Raw genomic sequence first — 15,812 nt, forward strand, 5'->3', positions numbered from 1 at the left:
GTGGAAGCGGGAGCGGTTCGGCCCCGATCGCCGGCAGCACGTCGCCGTCGAGCAGCAGTAGCTTAGGCGGAAGCGCGGGAAAGGCAGGCGGCCACGGTGGGGTCGGAGGTGGTGCGGCACCGTCTGGTGGCGTTGGCGCGCTGTACGGCGGCAATGGTCAGCCGCAGCGCTCAGATCCGACTCCGCCGACCGGTGCCGTGGCGCCAGAGGGAACAGGTGCCGGCGCCGGGGACATGAGCAACCCTCAAGGCAGTCCGTCGACGACCAGCCGGGCGGGGAATCAATCGTCCGCGACGCCGACCAATCCCGCAGGATCTGCGTTTGGTGTGCCGCACTGAATCGAGAGTGATCCAACCCAAGATATAGTGCCGCGTATCAAAGTCTTTTAGCACGGTGACGTCAGCGGGCTGGGCAGCTCCTGGCGATCCACGCCCGCTGCGCAACATCCCCCCGGAGTCGCGCGAGCGGGCGTGGATTTTTTGAAGGCGGCCCCTGCGACACGAGTAGCGCTGTCTTTTTCAAACAGCGGACCGATCAAGCGCGGTCTTCTCACGGGCCAGCCGCATGTTCTCGGGCAGGACCTCGCCGAAGGCGATGCTCGCCCCCGGCGGGACGGTGTTGGCCAGGGGCTCGTCCTCGAACACCACGATTCCGACCTCGACCACTTCGAACTGCGCCTCGATAATGAGGGCCCGCGCCTGCCAGCGAGATCGGCACGCCGGCTCTCGAGCGGTTTCGACGGCCGAGGCGGATCGATCGGCGCCGGTCTCGGTCTTCGTGAGCTCAGCTGCCTTCGGAGCGGGCATCGCGAGCAGAAACGGGATCCACCGGTCGCGTATGATGAAGTAGGTCGCGGCCTGGGTGTCGCTCTCCATGTGGGCGAACTCGCCGGCACCGTAGCGCCGGACGGTGGCCCAGATCTCGGAGCTGTGTCGGTCCATCCCGACCGACGTGTCGCCCGACTAGCTAGCGGCGCGTGATCGGAAGACAGTCTCCTGACGCGTCGCTCCGCATTTCGGGCAGCGATCGCGTTCTTCAACGACTTGCAAGCGTCTACCAGGCCGCACGATCAGATTGCCTTCGCGTCGCCAGCCGTATCGGCACCCGTCCTGTCGAAAGGCACGCATGCGGGCGGCTATGGCTCGCCATCAGTCAGCCGTCGCGCGCATGCCGCCGCCGCGATGTTGAGCACCTCGGCCGTGACGAACATGAAGCACCCGTTTTGCGAAGCGTCTGCGCGGCGGTTGAGACGAGTGCTGATCCGCACGGCATTGCGGCTTCTCACATCCCAAATACTGACGGCGATCCACTGGAAACTGAGGAGGTTCGCCATGACAGCTCCCCAAACCCTCGCAACGATCTTTGCTTTGATCTCCGTCGGCTCGGCTCTGACCCTGGCTTTGATGGCATCTGCGTCGGCAGCGCTCGATGCCTTGGCTGTGGCATGCGATCGATCGTTGGTGAGCGTCCGAGATGACCGGCCCGGACCACTCTCGACCGCAGTATGCCGGGCGCACCAGATGGCCCTCGCGCGCGTCCATCTGCAGTAGCGGAGCGGAACCGAAGTCACGGGTTCACGCCTGGCAAGGCGCCAACACGTCTTTGCTCGCGTCCTCGCTGTCGGCTTCCGCACGGAGCTTCCACGATCGCGTGCATGAGTGCGCTGTAGCAGTCGGCAAGTTGCTGGGTCCTGCTTCCGATCTCTACCCTTCGAGGATCAGCGCGTAGCCGCTGGCGGACCTCTCGCTCAGCGCAATCGGCCGGGTCGGCGGCGCTGAAGGTCTCAGCCGCGGGCGTCTTTTGCCGCGACGAACTAACCCCGCGCCCATGACTTCGTCGCCACAACCAAAAGTTGTCTTACGAAGGCAGGCATGAGCCTTCGTATTGTATTGACGTCAATAAATATCGATCTTTTGCGCAATATTCACGGCTGCGTGCCGCATGGTGATTGGCACTTACGCTCTCTGAACGAACACGAGGAGTGCATTCTGATGATTGATGACCGGTCGGCTGACAATACAAGCCGCGATGAGCCACCCTCTGCCGCTGCGCAGGAGGCGAATGGTGTGGCGTTTCTCCTTGCCAGCGCGGCCTACCTGACGCTCGCGGGGGCGCACCTGCGTCGTGAGGGATCGGACGGTCTCGCCCTGATGGACGAGATCGAGAACCAAATCACGGAAGCGCTGGACAGCTTCGCTGCTGAGCACGCGAGCGAGGTCGCCCGCCCCGACATCATGCTGCATGCGATGCGCAAGGTTCGCGCTCTTCTCGATGCCGGACGCTCAATGGCACCGGAGGGACGTTCCCTCCAGTGACGCGGTCCACCCGCGAGGGGTGATCGACCTCGATGGTCCCGCGCTGATCATTATGGGCTCAGGCATGCTGCTGGCCCGCGGCTTGGGGGGGGGCGCGGCTCGAAGCGGAACGCCCGGCGGGTTGCCGCAACAGACGATTTGGCCGGGTGGATTTCGGCTGCAACGAACAGGACATCGCCCTGTAGGTCAGACCATTTAGCCCTCATCCGAGCCCGTATTTCTGCGGGGTGGACGGAGGGCGTCATGCTCAACGATCGTGCCAACTCAAATCGGGCTGCAGCGTACGACGTGCTAGCTCACGAACGCGCAGTTCGAGATCCCTCTCGCCGCATGAAAGCATTGGGGTTCGCCTGCCTCGGCATGGCATTCCTCGGGACAGCAAGCACAGTGGTAGCGCCGCGAGACATTCCCACGCACGCTTCCGCGGCGGCCGGCAAAGATCACGGATAAGACGCGATCGAAGGTGGATGCAGATCCCCGGCGTCTCCTGATCCGGGGCGGCGCCGGACCCGCGGCGCCGCCGCCAGGTCGCGGCTCGGTGCCCCACACGCGCAGCCAAGACATCTGTGCGTGCTTGAACCGCTCGCGCCACTTGCCGTCGGTCTCGTCGTTGCCGACCGGCTTCATGGCACGGGATTAGGCCCCCTTCCAGGTCCACGTCGGCGACCTTCTGAGCGCCGTCCAAGTACCCACCTCGATGGTCATCCTGTCGAGATACGCCACGCCGAGGCGCCGATACGAGCACGCACGCAACGCGAAACGGCTGGGGATGACCCCAGCCGCGACGTCTACGATGCAGCGGACGCTTAGCGCAGGAGCTGCAGGATGCCCTGCTGCGCCTGGTTCGCCAGCGACAGGGCCGAGATGCCCAGCGACTGACGGGTGGACAGGGCTTGCGAGTTCGCAGCTTCAGCGTTCAAGTCAGCGGACGTCAGGTTCGATGAGCCAGTGTCGAGCACGTTGACCAAGTTCTTAGTGAAGTCCTGACGGTTCTGCACCACCGACAGGTTCGAACCGAAGGTCGACGAGTCCGTCCGCAGCTGGCTGGAGGCGGTCGTGAGCTTGTTCAGGGTCGTGTTGATGTCGGCGTTGAGCAGGAAGTTGCCCTGCCCGATCGTCGACGTCTTCGTCGAGGTACTGGTGATCGAGGTCAGCCCCAGGCCACCCGAGGTCTCGTCGGTCGCGGTGACCGTGAGGTTCGAGTTGCCCTTCGGGTTGAAGTTGATCGTCAGGTTGTTGTTGTCGCTCTTGCCGTTGATCAGGTTCGTGCCGTTGAAGCTCGAATCGCCAGCGAGCTGATCGATCTGGGTCAGCAGGCTGTTGTACTGCGTCGCGAGCGTCGCCCGGGCTGTGACGCCCGACACGCTGAGGTCCGAACTCTGGCCGGCCGCGGAGGTGGTACCGTAGGTCGGTCCGGAGGAGGCCGTACCGCCGGCAAAGCCGAGTGCGGTCTGGTCGGCCGAGGTCTTGAATTCCACGTCCGAGGACGCGTTCATCACGATCTTGGTGCCGTCAGTGCTCTTCGAGAAGCTGCCGGCGCCGACCGCGGCGTTGAGCTTGGTCAAGGCCTGGTCGAGGGTGTCGGCCGTGGCCAGCGCGACGGTGGTCGCCGAGCCGTTGACGTAGAGGTTCAGGGTGGTTGCAGCGGCCGGAGCAGAGTAGGCGGTCGAGGCGGTGCCGGTGGTGGTGATCTGGGTGGACAGCGCTTGGTTGGCGACCGACTTGGCCTGATCGACCAGCTTCTGGATCGAGGTGATGCCCTGGTTGGCGGCCTGGATCGACTGGATCCCGTTCGAGATGCCGTCGAGCAGGTTGCCGAGGTCGCCCGAGCGCTGGCTGAGGGACTGCGAGGTGAAGAAGTTGACCGGGTTGTCGAGGGCCGAGGAGACCTTCAGGCCGGTGGAGAGCCGGTTCTGGGTGGTCGCGGTCAGCGCAGCGGTATCCTGCAGCGAGAGCAGGTTTTGGCGGGTGGCCGCGGTAAGCGTGACGCTAGAAGACATTGGTTACGCATCCATCATTGAGCGTGCACTGCTTTTTTGCACGATAGGATGAATGAAATCTTATTGCGGTCGCACTCCAAGAAACTCTTCGCTGGATGGTCCGGGGCGAGGTGCTGCTTGTACGGGCCTCTCTCCCTCGATCGCTGCTCGGGCGATGGCGTTGGAGGAGCTGCGCCGCTATCGCTGCCTGGTGCCCGCGGTCCCGTAAGGCGAGGGCAAAGGTGCGCCGGATTACGGCTGACGGCCATCTGCCGTTTCGGAACCACGTCACCCTGAGTTCCTTTTTCAAACTGGAGCGCAATGGATCGAGAGCGTGCGATGAGTCGTACCGAACCAACCCCAGCTCAAGAGGTAGTCACAGAGGCTCCTTCTAACGCTCGCCCCCATCCCCCGAGTGACGTCGCCGTGCGACCGCAGGGGCCTCGATCGCCGGGCGAGTCCGAGCCCGGCGATATGGGTGCCTTTGACGACAAGGAGTACGAGGAGCCGCAGCACGAGAGTACCAAGGGCAACGGCAAAAGCGGGTATCGAGGCGCCTGAGGAAGGACCTGGGTGTGCCGCAACGCCCACCTCGTCTGAACCGCATCAGCTATCGTCTGCGTCAAACTCAAAATCGCAACCACGAGCGGCGTTTCAGGCGACGATTGGTGAGTTCGGCCTCCGTCGCTGGGAGGAAAAAGCCCACGTCACTGCAATTCCGACGGGATTCTGGATAAAATAAAGGCTGGACGCTTGTCGGCAGTGATCAGTGGTTCTCTGCCTCCAGACCTCCCTCAGGCTCCGTCATCTGTCGCTCTGGGTCCTGGTTGACGTCGTCAATCAGTTTGTCGTTAGGCCGAGGTCGCCGCCTCGGAACGCCTAACTGATTCTTATCCCTATTGACCCAGACCCGGTCGAGCACGATCGCGGTTCGAGTTCTGCAGCATGACGTATCCTGTTCCCGCTAATGAACTTGAACGCCTCGCCGTTTTGGAAAATCTCGACCTACTCGATACGCCGCAAGATCCCGCTTTTGACGATCTTTGCCGAGAAGCCGCCCTGACCTTCGACGCGCCGGTCGCGCTTATCACGCTGCTCGACGCGCGGCGGCAGTGGTTCAAGTCTCGCGTCGGCTTGGACATTTGTGAGACGACGCGAGACGCGTCATTCTGCAATTATGTAGTCGCACAGGACGTGGTCTTGATCGTTCCCGATGCGCGGCAAGATTCGCGGTTTGCCTCGAATCCGCTCGTGGTCGGACCACCGCATGTGCGGTTCTACGCGGGGGCTCCGCTCTACTACGGAGATGGCATCCGTCTCGGTGCGCTGTGCATCATCGATCGGCGCCCGCGCGCCACGGATGAGATCGACGTCCCCACGTTGCGACATTTGGCTGACCGGGTCGCGGGCGAGATTTGGGTCCGGCAAGCCGCGCGTTCTGCCGGACATCAGCGTGTCTGAGTTCGCCTCGCTGCGACAGGAGGCTTGAGCGATGCTACGCTCGGACGCACGTGTTCTCATCGTCGATGGTCAGGTGGCGGTCGCGCGCCTCGTGGCCAAAATTTTCGGCTCAGCCGGTCTGACGAATTCGGATGTCGCCTTCGACACCCTCACCGCACGCGGGCAGATCGAGGCGACCGCACCTGATATCGCGGTGATCGACGCGCGGGTCGGTCCGATGCGCGTCACCGCATTTATCATGCTGGTACGGAGGCTGACGGACAATCGGGCGCTGACGTTCGTGATGACCACCTCGCGAACTGGCGAGATGGTGGAAGCGGCGGGCGAGGCCGGCGTCGATGGCGTGCTGTTGAAGCCGTTTACGCCAGCCGATCTGAGCGCGCAGATCGCTGCTGCGGTGGAGAGGAAGCACGCGTTTCCTCACGGCAAGTGGGATCACTCACGGCCGACCATCGTGGTGATGGATTAGCCGAGCGGGCGTTCGTGGCGACATCGAATTGCCCGCGTCAACGTCCACCTCGGTTCATGACCGCGCCTTCGAGCGGGCTACCAGAGGCGAGCGGGCCAAGCTTGGTCTCTGACCCAGGCCTCTGAACCACGACCGACACGCTGCCGTACTGCCTCGGTCTTCGTATCGTCAACGACCCGGGTATAACCAACCAACGCCTCGGGTCGGTCGGTGCCGCGCATCGCCTCGAGAGCCGTTCCGACATTTTCTGGCCAATCCTTCATCCGGGGGCGGCTTCCCCGACATCAAGGCGGGTAGGCCATGGTGAGGCGGAGCGCGAAGGCCTAGCCTTTGACCGCGACGGCCGCAGAGGTACTGATCGATCGGGTCCGGCCGAGTACGGCTTCGCAGGGATTGTCCCGGACCAGGATGCCTGGGAAACGGTGACGGCGAGAATGTCGCTCTGCGTTTCACATCCATGAGCGAGCTCCTGACCATCCCGGAGATCCATCACGCCATCGAGATCGGCGCGGACCTGATCGCGCTAGGGCCGACATGCTTTTGCCGCGAGCTGATGGGACTGCCCATGCGCACAGCCGCACTGAGGCCGCCGGTATCCGGCCGAGTCTCGAAACCTCGCGGATCGCCAGCGCCAGGGACTGGTCCATGAATATGGAAGCTCGGAAGGCCGGCGGACAGCCCATCGCCGCCCCTCAGAATCAAAAAGCGATCGCCAAGGTCCTGCAGCGGTTACCAAACGTTCCCAGCTTCCGGGACCGCAAGAAGGGTGTGACGTCCTACCAGAGCCACGTCAAAAGCGATCCCTGGATCCTGATCCTGTTCGTGGTCTGCTTCGTGCTGCCGACGCTGGTTGGGGCGCTGTACTATGGCCTGATCGCGTCGGATCGGTACGTGACCGAGGTGAAGTTCGCAATCCGCCCCTCGGTCGGCACGGCCGATAAGGCGGCGCCCGATGCGGTTGGCACCAGTGTCGGCGTGGTGAGTTCGACGATCGCGCAAGACACGCTGATCACCCAGGAGTACATCCTTAGCCGGCCGATGCTTGAGCAGATCGAGGCCCAGCTGCCGATCCGCGAATGGTTCGGCCGCGACAGCGTCGATTTCGCGTCCCGGCTCAACCCTGAGAAGCCGATTGAGAAAGCTCTTCGCTACTGGAAGCGGCGGGTGTCCATCGATGTCGAGTCCGCCTCGGGCATCATGGGACTGACGGTAGAGGCGTTTGATCCAGACGAGTCCCTGGCGATCACACAAGCGATCCTGAATGATGCCGAGCAGATGCTGGGCAACCTCAGTTTGAGGGCACGTGAGGATGCCTTGGTTGAGAGCACGCGTGAACTGAAGATCGCTGAGGATCGCGTCGCTAAGCTTGACCTCGCTCAAACGGATCTGCGCAATCGCGAAGGCCTGCTCGATGCTCAAAAATCCAACGAGGCCAATCTCAAGCTCGTCTCAGAGCTGCGAGGCTCCCGCATCAACTTGGCCGTTCAGCTCTCGATCGGCCAGCGAGATCTCGGCCCAGAGTCTCGTCGGATCATCGATATCAAGCAGCAGATCAGAGATCTCGATGACAACATCGCTCGAATCGAACGGCAGGCTACAGGCCAGGATCCAAGCCAGAAACGTCAGCTCGCAAGCGCACTGACGCGGTTCGAGGCCCTCGATCATGAGCGGAAAAGCGCAGTCAAATACGCCGAAGAGGTTCGGAAGGCGTTTGACCGAGCACGCATCTTGGTCGCTCGGCAGCCGCAGTTCTTCAACATGATCACTGCACCGATAAAGGCAGATTCCGCCACGGAGCCTCGGCGCCTGTTGATGATAAGCCTGATCGCCGCAGGATCCGCTGTTTTGTTTGCGGCTGCGATGTTTGCCCGCAAAACAATGGTTAGCTGATTGAGGCCAGGCATTCGGAGGTTTTAGGCAGCCTCGGCTGTGGCGAGTAGCCGTGCCCCGTAATGCTTGGCTGCCGCCTCGATCGCAGGTGCAAACACGCCTATGGTCCAGGGCATCTTGGCTTCGAGCAGCAAGGTGTCGCCCGCCACGACGATGTTACCTCGGACGTCCTGTCCAAGAGCGCGCGCCGTGAATGCCCTCCGGTCCTCGACCCACTCTGTCATCGTGACGGAGATGTTCTCGCGCTTCAACCGCTGCACCGCCCAATCGGTCCGTTGGTCCAGGCGACGGATCACTTCTGCGGCGCCGAGATCGTGTGGGATCGCGATGGTGATGTGCTTCGGCATATGCCTTCCCATGATGGTCGTTTGCAAAGTGGCGAGCGCGGGTTAAGCGCCGGTCACCATCGCAAGACGCTTCCCTTCCAGACCACCCCGCGGAGGTGGTTCGAGATTTGCCGCGGACGCATGGGTCACAGAACCGAGACCGGGTTCCGTGCCGATATACCCCTCAGCTTACGAGCTTAGCTCGTTCAGCGCACGCTGAGGCGGGCTTTTCATCACAGCACCTGTTCGCTCGCATCACGGTCGGTCGGTCAAGCTGCTTGCCCGCCGCCGTCACATGCTGTGACCGACGCGGACCCCGTCGATGCATGCCTTGCCCTGCACGATTCCGGGGCGGCATTCCGTGTGACGAGCCGAAAGTCGGTTGCTGCCTTTTGCGCCCCCCTGTCACGGACGCCGGCAGTGAGTAGGAAAATGGTCGTCATGCCCAGGCCTTGGATTGTTGCCTGCGCGTCGCACCGCGACTGGATTGAGGCGGGTTGGAGTTGATCCGTGGCGGCAGGTCGGCTCGCCTGACGAATCGGCGTCGGCGAGACGATGTTTGAACTGATTACTGGTTATTTGGATCGATTGGGGAGGTAAGATTGCCATCGCTAATTTCCTGAACGAGGCGGGCATATTCCACTGGACTGCTCGGACGAATGGAGCGTTACTCAGTGGGCCACGAAAAAGCCCACTACGCGACTCGGGACATGAAATTTATGAGCAAGTCTCCTTAGACGAGCGTTACCTACTGGCACGCAGCGGAGTGCTAGAACAATCATTCCGGCGTATCGAGCTGGTTTTGGCCATCGATGTGATCATACTCAAGGCTTAGACCCGGGCATGCTATTCATCTATACCTTATAACCATCCTGCACCGGGAGGTGTCTGGTTCGTATGACACTCAATCGCTCAAAGACCGACCGGCGGACGTGAGCGCCAAAGCTCCGTTCGCTTGAGGGACGCCGCCCGCAAGCGGGGCGGGACATTTGAAGGATGACATCACCCTGCAGGCCTACCGGGCTGCGTGCGGGGTCGGGGCAGTGGCGGGGCCGATCCCGCCGCGAACTCGGTGCGTGTCATGTATCTCCCCGATTTTACCCTTCTCCTCCCCCCATCCCCGCTCGATCGCCCAAGGCTGAGACTGTGCAGCTGTCGGATATCGGACCACCGCTTGGCACCGCCCTCCCCGATCTCGGCGTAAGGGCGGGCATGTCCAATCGCAGCATCTCTTGGGCGGCCGCACTGCGCGAGCTGAAGTCCGACCGAGTGGCACGCTCGGCGATTCGCGAGGAGCGTCTACGCACGAGCACGGGCTTACGGGGCGCGCCTGTCCTCGCTATGAGCGCTTGGCGGGGGCACTCGGGCCGACGCTACGTCGTCGTGGTGCAGCCGCTCGATACCGTCGATCTCGTCGCCGAAGATCCTGCGGTCGTCTTGGCCGTGGGCCGCGACGAGCAGGGACAGGCCTCGATTGCCGCTGTTCGCGTCTGCCCAGCCGGCGATCCGGGTTTTCTCGGGTGGCTCGCCGCCTGCGCGACACGCGGGGCGAGTGAACTGCATACCTATCGACTGGCCGAGAGCGGACCTGAACGCGCGGCGATCGCCGCCGATCTGGGTGGTCCGATCCCGACTGCTGACGTGGGAGGGGTGTGATGCCCCGCCGGGAATTCAGCAAAGCTGTCCTGCGCGCTGCCCTCGCCCGAGCGATGGGGCGATGCGAGGGTGTGCTGACCGATGGCAGCCGCTGCCCATGCGCCCTGCACGTTGGGCGGTTCCACTACGATCACATCGTGCCAGCAGCGTTGACCGAGGATGCGTCGCTCGACAACTGCCAGGTGCTGTGCAGGCCCTGTCACGCGGCCAAGACGGTGATCGACGTCGGCGTGATCGCGTGGGTTCGCCGCGTGCGTGACCGGCATGCAGGCATCACAGATGCGCATCGCCGTTCGCTTCCGGGCGGCAAGGCCAGCCCATTCAAGCGACTGATCGGTGGTGGTGTCGTCCGGCGAGACACAGGTGAGCGGCTGGATAGGCGAGATCGATAGTGCTCCAGCCCGCTCCATGCCCGGGATCGCCGCAGGACCATTCAATGGGTGCGGCCGGGTTGAACTTTCTGGCTTTGGCAAAGCGCTATGGCTCGCCGACGATTCCGATCGCCGGCGCGAGCACATAGGGCGAGTCGGGTAGATGAGTCCCATCGCCCTCCCGCCGGGCGCTGATCTCGTACCCGTGGTGTGGTGATAGCAGGGCTGCCGTTATGCTCATCGCAAAACCGCACCGGCCTGTCCCGATGCCGTGTACTGCCAGATCTTCACGGAACAAATCCGCCTTGCACCGGCCCAGGACACGCCGGTCGATTGCGATCAATACGGCGACCGGTGTTTCCGGCGCGTCCGTCTCCCAAGCCCAACCGACGATCCGCCGATGGCTGAGCACATCGATGCTGCCGCGCAACGCCATAGCGGTCCTTCTCCGGCCGGTCAGGCAACCAGCGTCCGGCTCCAGACGCCCGTCGCATCCACTCGCATTGCACCGATCGGTGCGCCGTCGGCCGAGCGGCGCACTTCGATCGTGTGCGCTGTCCCCGACGTCAGAGGCTCATCGAAACCCAGATCGAAGCCGTGCCTCCCGTCGCCGACCCCGGCCTCCGCGAGGTCGGGCCGATACACCTCAGCTAGGGTGAGCGCCGCAACCGTTCCGTCTACGACCACGTCGAGGCAAACCGGCCCGTTTGGATGCGCCGCATCTCGCGCCCAGCCGGCGACGCGCAGATTGCCGCCGTAGACTTCGCAGAGGTCGAGTTCGCCACGGAGATCGCCGAGGCCCGGGTGGTCCAGCGATAGGCCGGCATGCAGGATGAGGCGCCGGCGCAGCGCTGTCAGTCTTGGGCCTTCCTGGGCCCGCTCGGCGTACGGTGCTGACGTCACCTGCGCGATCGGTTCGGCTCGCTCACCGTCGAAGTGCCGGTACAGGCCGGGCATGGCCAGGAAACTCTCCGCCGGGGTATTCTCCGCCAGCAGGAGGTCGTGAGTGTCGAGTTCGACATGCCAGTAGGTCAGATCCGCCACCGCTTCGCCGCGCGTGATGGTCCGGCCGTTGACCAGGTGGCCGGCGGCCACGAACAGGTCGTCGACGAACAGCGCGTGGTCAGGTGAGACCCATAAGTCGCGCGCGGGGACCCCTTCGGCCAGGGCACCTGCTCTGATCCGCACCGGTCGGTCGGCACGCGGGGCGGTTTGCTCGGGATAGTGGCGGCTCCCGATCCAGCGCACTGGGCGGGATTGGCCGGAAGCGGTCACCACCATGTCATCGACACCCAGCTCCTGTACTACCACCTCACCGCGGATCGTGAGGATGTGCGTGTCGGTGCAGTAGCAAGGTGCTGGATTGGCTGACGTCGCGGTCTCCGGCGTGCCCAGCGGTGCGGATGCCGATCCGGTCATCCCCGTCGCGGCGGGCGTTGATCCGCTCGCACTCGTCGAGGGACCTGATGCCACCGATGACGGCGTGGCTCCAGACGTTGCCACCGAGGAGGGAGTCGAACCGCTCTTTGCGGTCGCGGCTGGCACGGATCCCGTCATGCCGGTCGAGGCCGGGGCCGATCCTGATATACCCGTCGACGGCGGTGTTGACCCGACCGCCCCCGTGGAAGCTGGTATCGATGCGTTCGCTCCCGGAGTGGTCGGCACGGATCCCGTCATGCCGGTCGAGGCCGGGGCCGATCCTGATATACCCGTCGACGGCGGTGTTGACCCGACCGCCCCCGTCGAAGCTGGTATCGCTGCGCCCGCGCCCGGAGTGGTCGGTACGGCGGCCGTCGCCCCATACAAGCCGGGATCGGTTCCATCCGGGGAGGAAACCCTACCTTGTGGGACAGCGGTCGCGTTCGTCGCGTTAGAATAGACCCGGATATAATCGATGTTCGACGTAAACGGACTTCCCGTCGCGGGAGCGTTACTCTGGACGGCTAGATTAGCTAGCAGATACATGGGGCTGTGTAAGTCAGACGGCGTCGCCTGCGACCCTGCGAACTGACCGTCGACGTAGAAACTGATCTTATCTGCCTGCCAGTTCACGCCGTACGTATGATATCCAGACGGATTAGGGATTTCGCTATAGACTTGCCGATTGACCTGCCAAGGCGTGCTGCCTTGTACATCTGTCGTATGTATCGTGCTGTACACACCCTTGTCGTTGTTGCCATAGTGCTCGACGACATCAAGCTCTTGATGGCCGCCAGAGTTGTTCCGGTCCGGCGTCTGCTGGTTGGGTAGAAGCCAGAACGCGTCCCAGGCGTTGGCGTTATTCGAGAAATCGGCACGAATTTCGAAATAGCCGTACGTCTGCGAGAAGTTGCCCTGAGTGGTGATCAGGCCCGAATCCCAGCTGCCGGGATAGCCCGACGCCGTCGTACCGGGCGGCGCTGCCGTGATCGATAGCGCTCCGTTTTGAAGACTGAAGGGATCATAGCCTGAGGCGGAATCGACGAATGACGAGCGTCCAAAGCCGATGTCGGAGTTGGCGTCGAAGCGCCATTCCGATCGGATGTCGGCGTACGTGGTGCCGACGCCATTCTGCGAGATGCTGCGCGTGTTGAATTCGTCGTCGAAGGTCAGGCGGTAACCGGAGAGATCGACCATCAGTTCAACCCCGATTCGAGCCTATAGTCCTCTGAAATACGCACTGATCTACAGATGTCGCAGTGCACGCATAATTCTTAAATGGTTAATGCATCGTTATGATTCGTGGTCGATGGTCCCAGGCAGCCATAGTGGGTGTGTCAGAGCGAGGACTGAGCCGATCGCTTGCCGCTGCTTTGTATGACGAACGCTGATCGCGTAGGAAAATTACGCCGCGCTGTCGGGTGTACACCAAGATGGCGGCATGATTGCAGCCATTGCCGTGTGTCATCAGCGTGTTGAGCGGGATTGATAAGATGCGCCCGAGGTAATTTCGCGTCGATGCCACCAGACTATGAGCCGGCGCATGGTCAAACTATAACCTGAAATATTACTTTGTCCTGCCGAATTGCTGTCCAGGATTGTGTACGGATCACCTGCACGATCAAAAGTTATCGCGCTCGCTTCTTTGATCTGCCTATTTCTGTAGCTAGACCGATAAGTATTTGTATAATTTGTAACATTTTTTTTGGAGTGATGTGCATGGATATCGATACCACGCACATGCTCCTGACGCCCGGTCAAATCGATCTTAAGTTCAGTCTGACATTGGTCACGTGTTTAAGCGGCTCGGATATCCTGCGCTACCTGGAGATCGAGCCATAGGTCCAAGCCCAATGGACCCTGTTTGCGAAAGGCGACCCGCGCACGCTGCGCTTGGCCATCACGCAGGAAGGTTAAATGCTCGGGAATTCCGCCAGCTGTAAGCACGCGGACATGAGCGCTGCCGTCATTGAATGCCAGGACCGAGCAAGGCACGCGAAGCTGCCGAGTCGGATGGTTGCGGTTTGATGCCGAGCGGCGTGAACAAAGTGCTTGTTGGCCATGCTGTATGCGTCCTCCTTAATGGAGAGACAGACTAAGCCAAGCCGATGCGTCTTGTGTCGCGGGGCAGCAACGGCGCTCGCAAATGCGTGAGAGCGCCATCTATGACGTCTCAACCCTGGAGCAGATGCAGCCCACATTTCCCATCACGGTTATGCGGGCTATCATAAGCTGAGGGGCCGCCTCGCGTCGTTCGACGCCAACCCGGACCACGCCGCGGGTAGAACGGGCTTATGGCGGCGAGTTGGGCGTTGGTTCTGCGCTCCGGTGATCTGAGAACGTATCGCGACGCGGTATCTCGATCACGCTGGCTGTCTCGGCCGCTATGAGTAGTCGGGCCGTCCCGCCATCGCGGCCGCCGCTGCTGTCAGTCCCCACTGGACGAGAGCTTGAGCGTCGCGAGCGGACTTGGCCTCGGCATAGCAGCGTAGCTCAGGAGCGTTGCCTGAGGCCCGGAAATGAATCGACCGGCCGCCGTTCAGGCCGATCCGGATCCCATCCTGCTCATCGACCGATTGCGGCGAACCGATCGACCGGAGAAATTCGCCTCGGAAGTTCGGCTCGCGGAGCCGTTCGAGAAAGGCGCTGCTTTGCTCCGACGGCGTGTTGGGCAGCCGGTCGCTCGCCATCTCCCCCGCGTCGAGCGAGGTCACGAGATCGGTCAGCCGCATACCCTCCGCGCGTGCCGCGGCGAGTGTCGCCAGAATTGGGAGCATCGCGTCCCGCGTCGGCAAGGCGGACAGAATCTTGCCCCCGAGAGACACATCCGATCCGAGCAGGAACCCACCGTTCGCCTCGAAACCCACGACGGCCTGCGCCCCGGCTTCCTTCGCCTGTTCCATACCGGCGATGACGAAGGGCGAGCCGACCTTGGTCCGCACGACTCGGCTGAAGCCGCCGGACTGCTCCAGCGCCGAACCGGCGGTCACAGGGACCACGACCGTATCGGCGCCGAGGTGGCGGGCGGTGATCAGACCGAGCACATCCCCGCGCACGATCCGCCCAGTGCCATCGGCCACCAGGGGCCGGTCCGCGTCGCCATCCGTCGTCACCAGCGCGTCGAAGTCGCCGGACGACATCGTGTCCAGGATGAACGCGATGTCTTCGGGACGATGCGCCTCGGTATCGATCGGCACGAACTTGTCCGAGCGACCGATCGGCGTAACGCTCGCCCCGAAGCGCGCGAGCAGATCGCTCAGCAGGTCGCGAGCGACCGAACTTTGCTGATAGACCGCGATGCGTACGCCCTTCAGGATCTCGGGCGCGAAGGCGTCGCTGTAGCGCTGGTGGTAGCGCTCGATGGCGTTGGGTTCTAATATCGCTGGCACTGCTGTCGGTATCTCACCGACCGCAGTGACATCCCCCAACGCCGCCAGGATGGCGATCTCGTCGTCCTTGGTGATCTCGCCGTCGGGCCGATAGAATTTCAGACCGTTGCGATCCTCAGGGATGTGACTGCCGGTAACCATGACGGCGTGGGCTCCACGCCGCATCGCTTCAAGTGCGAGGGCTGGGGTTGGGAGGGCGCCGCAGTCGATCGCCTCGAAGCCGCATGCCGCGGCGGCGCTCGCCACAGTCGCGGCGATGCCTGGGCTGCTGTCGCGCAGGTCACGGCCGATCACCACCTTACGGAGGGCACCATCTGCCGCGACGGATCGGAAAAACGCGCTGGCGTATGCGTAGCTCGGCCAGCCTACTAGGTCCGTCACGAGACCTCGCAGGCCACTGGTGCCAAATTTCAAGCTGCTCACGGCGTTTCCATCGGCTCCAGCGGTTAGATCTGTTCCAACGCCTGATGCCGTGAATCGCCCCTTTTCTCAACGCCTGCCGGCGGGGGGATTTCAACGCCGTCGTGACCCCCATGT

14 protein-coding genes are annotated in these 15,812 nt (G+C 62.9%); 7 read left to right on the forward strand and 7 right to left on the reverse strand.

Translation table 11 applies throughout. From position 1 onward, the window contains the following. Positions 1-518 precede the first annotated feature (518 nt). Complete coding sequence (locus ACYQPG_RS19420; RefSeq protein WP_461231499.1) at positions 519-941, reverse strand: hypothetical protein; 423 nt, start codon at positions 939-941, stop codon at positions 519-521. Positions 942-1,135: 194 nt separating this feature from the next. Continuing rightward, the gene (locus tag ACYQPG_RS19425; RefSeq protein ID WP_461231500.1) at positions 1,136-1,333 is read right to left on the reverse strand and encodes a hypothetical protein; all 198 of its coding nucleotides are present in this window, start codon (positions 1,331-1,333) and stop codon (positions 1,136-1,138) included. 538 nt (positions 1,334-1,871) lie between these two features. On the opposite strand from ACYQPG_RS19425, the gene ACYQPG_RS19430 reads away from it, so the two are divergent. Continuing rightward, a complete protein-coding gene (locus tag ACYQPG_RS19430; protein WP_461231501.1) occupies positions 1,872-2,315 on the forward strand; it encodes a hypothetical protein in 444 nt (147 codons plus the stop codon). An 806-nt stretch (positions 2,316-3,121) separates the two neighbouring features. Here the strand turns inward: ACYQPG_RS19430 and ACYQPG_RS19435 are convergent. Continuing rightward, on the reverse strand, positions 3,122-4,315 hold the full coding sequence (locus ACYQPG_RS19435) for a flagellin N-terminal helical domain-containing protein (RefSeq protein ID WP_461231502.1): 1,194 nt from the start codon (positions 4,313-4,315) through the stop codon (positions 3,122-3,124). Between the two features lie 924 nt (positions 4,316-5,239). On the opposite strand from ACYQPG_RS19435, the gene ACYQPG_RS19440 reads away from it, so the two are divergent. The 3 genes from ACYQPG_RS19440 to ACYQPG_RS19450 all read left to right on the forward strand — a co-directional run bounded on the left by ACYQPG_RS19440 (position 5,240) and on the right by ACYQPG_RS19450 (position 8,114). After that, a complete protein-coding gene (locus tag ACYQPG_RS19440; RefSeq protein ID WP_461231503.1) occupies positions 5,240-5,755 on the forward strand; it encodes a GAF domain-containing protein in 516 nt (171 codons plus the stop codon). A 31-nt stretch (positions 5,756-5,786) separates the two neighbouring features. Next, positions 5,787-6,224 carry a response regulator gene (locus ACYQPG_RS19445; RefSeq protein WP_461231504.1) on the forward strand — a complete coding sequence of 146 codons (438 nt, stop codon included), beginning with the start codon at positions 5,787-5,789 and terminating at the stop codon, positions 6,222-6,224. 645 nt (positions 6,225-6,869) lie between these two features. Further along, positions 6,870-8,114 carry a capsule biosynthesis protein gene (locus tag ACYQPG_RS19450; protein WP_461231505.1) on the forward strand — a complete coding sequence of 415 codons (1,245 nt, stop codon included), beginning with the start codon at positions 6,870-6,872 and terminating at the stop codon, positions 8,112-8,114. Positions 8,115-8,137: 23 nt separating this feature from the next. Here the strand turns inward: ACYQPG_RS19450 and ACYQPG_RS19455 are convergent, their stop codons facing one another. Next, positions 8,138-8,461, reverse strand: a complete 324-nt coding sequence (locus tag ACYQPG_RS19455) for a polyhydroxyalkanoic acid system family protein (protein ID WP_461231506.1) — start codon at positions 8,459-8,461, stop codon at positions 8,138-8,140. 1,362 nt (positions 8,462-9,823) lie between these two features. Here ACYQPG_RS19455 and ACYQPG_RS19460 point away from each other — a divergent pair. Together ACYQPG_RS19460 and ACYQPG_RS19465 are read left to right on the forward strand one after the other, a co-directional pair. Further along, complete coding sequence (locus tag ACYQPG_RS19460; RefSeq protein WP_461231507.1) at positions 9,824-10,096, forward strand: hypothetical protein; 273 nt, start codon at positions 9,824-9,826, stop codon at positions 10,094-10,096. Beyond that, positions 10,096-10,488 (forward strand): HNH endonuclease signature motif containing protein, encoded by a 393-nt coding sequence (locus tag ACYQPG_RS19465; RefSeq protein ID WP_461231508.1) that lies wholly within the window; start codon positions 10,096-10,098, stop codon positions 10,486-10,488. The genes ACYQPG_RS19460 and ACYQPG_RS19465 overlap by 1 nt, the downstream gene beginning before the upstream one ends. An 85-nt stretch (positions 10,489-10,573) precedes the next feature. Here the strand turns inward: ACYQPG_RS19465 and ACYQPG_RS19470 are convergent, their stop codons facing one another. After that, positions 10,574-10,903, reverse strand: coding sequence for a hypothetical protein (locus ACYQPG_RS19470; RefSeq protein ID WP_461231509.1), 330 nt, complete (start codon positions 10,901-10,903; stop codon positions 10,574-10,576). 20 nt (positions 10,904-10,923) lie between these two features. Further along, positions 10,924-13,083, reverse strand: coding sequence for a Hint domain-containing protein (locus ACYQPG_RS19475; protein WP_461231510.1), 2,160 nt, complete (start codon positions 13,081-13,083; stop codon positions 10,924-10,926). 522 nt (positions 13,084-13,605) lie between these two features. Between ACYQPG_RS19475 and ACYQPG_RS19480 the strand changes: the two genes are divergently transcribed. Beyond that, positions 13,606-13,728, forward strand: coding sequence for a hypothetical protein (locus ACYQPG_RS19480; protein ID WP_461231511.1), 123 nt, complete (start codon positions 13,606-13,608; stop codon positions 13,726-13,728). 542 nt (positions 13,729-14,270) lie between these two features. Here ACYQPG_RS19480 and ACYQPG_RS19485 read toward each other — a convergent pair. Then, positions 14,271-15,698: a phosphomannomutase gene (locus tag ACYQPG_RS19485; protein ID WP_461231512.1), complete on the reverse strand. Its 1,428-nt coding sequence runs from the start codon at positions 15,696-15,698 to the stop codon at positions 14,271-14,273. Positions 15,699-15,812 lie beyond the last annotated feature (114 nt).

It is taken from the genome of Methylobacterium sp. CM6246 (assembly GCF_054818005.1).

Coding starts and splice junctions, on each gene's coding strand:
- ACYQPG_RS19465 (WP_461231508.1), top strand. CDS start 10,096: ATGCCCCGCCGGGAATTCAGCAAAGCTGTCCTGCGCGCTGCCCTCGCC.
- ACYQPG_RS19480 (WP_461231511.1), top strand. CDS start 13,606: ATGGATATCGATACCACGCACATGCTCCTGACGCCCGGTCAAATCGAT.
- ACYQPG_RS19425 (WP_461231500.1), bottom strand. CDS start 1,333: ATGGCGAACCTCCTCAGTTTCCAGTGGATCGCCGTCAGTATTTGGGAT.
- ACYQPG_RS19475 (WP_461231510.1), bottom strand. CDS start 13,083: ATGGTCGATCTCTCCGGTTACCGCCTGACCTTCGACGACGAATTCAAC.
- ACYQPG_RS19435 (WP_461231502.1), bottom strand. CDS start 4,315: ATGTCTTCTAGCGTCACGCTTACCGCGGCCACCCGCCAAAACCTGCTC.
- ACYQPG_RS19455 (WP_461231506.1), bottom strand. CDS start 8,461: ATGCCGAAGCACATCACCATCGCGATCCCACACGATCTCGGCGCCGCA.
- ACYQPG_RS19440 (WP_461231503.1), top strand. CDS start 5,240: ATGACGTATCCTGTTCCCGCTAATGAACTTGAACGCCTCGCCGTTTTG.
- ACYQPG_RS19420 (WP_461231499.1), bottom strand. CDS start 941: ATGGACCGACACAGCTCCGAGATCTGGGCCACCGTCCGGCGCTACGGT.
- ACYQPG_RS19445 (WP_461231504.1), top strand. CDS start 5,787: ATGCTACGCTCGGACGCACGTGTTCTCATCGTCGATGGTCAGGTGGCG.
- ACYQPG_RS19450 (WP_461231505.1), top strand. CDS start 6,870: ATGAATATGGAAGCTCGGAAGGCCGGCGGACAGCCCATCGCCGCCCCT.
- ACYQPG_RS19470 (WP_461231509.1), bottom strand. CDS start 10,903: ATGGCGTTGCGCGGCAGCATCGATGTGCTCAGCCATCGGCGGATCGTC.
- ACYQPG_RS19430 (WP_461231501.1), top strand. CDS start 1,872: ATGAGCCTTCGTATTGTATTGACGTCAATAAATATCGATCTTTTGCGC.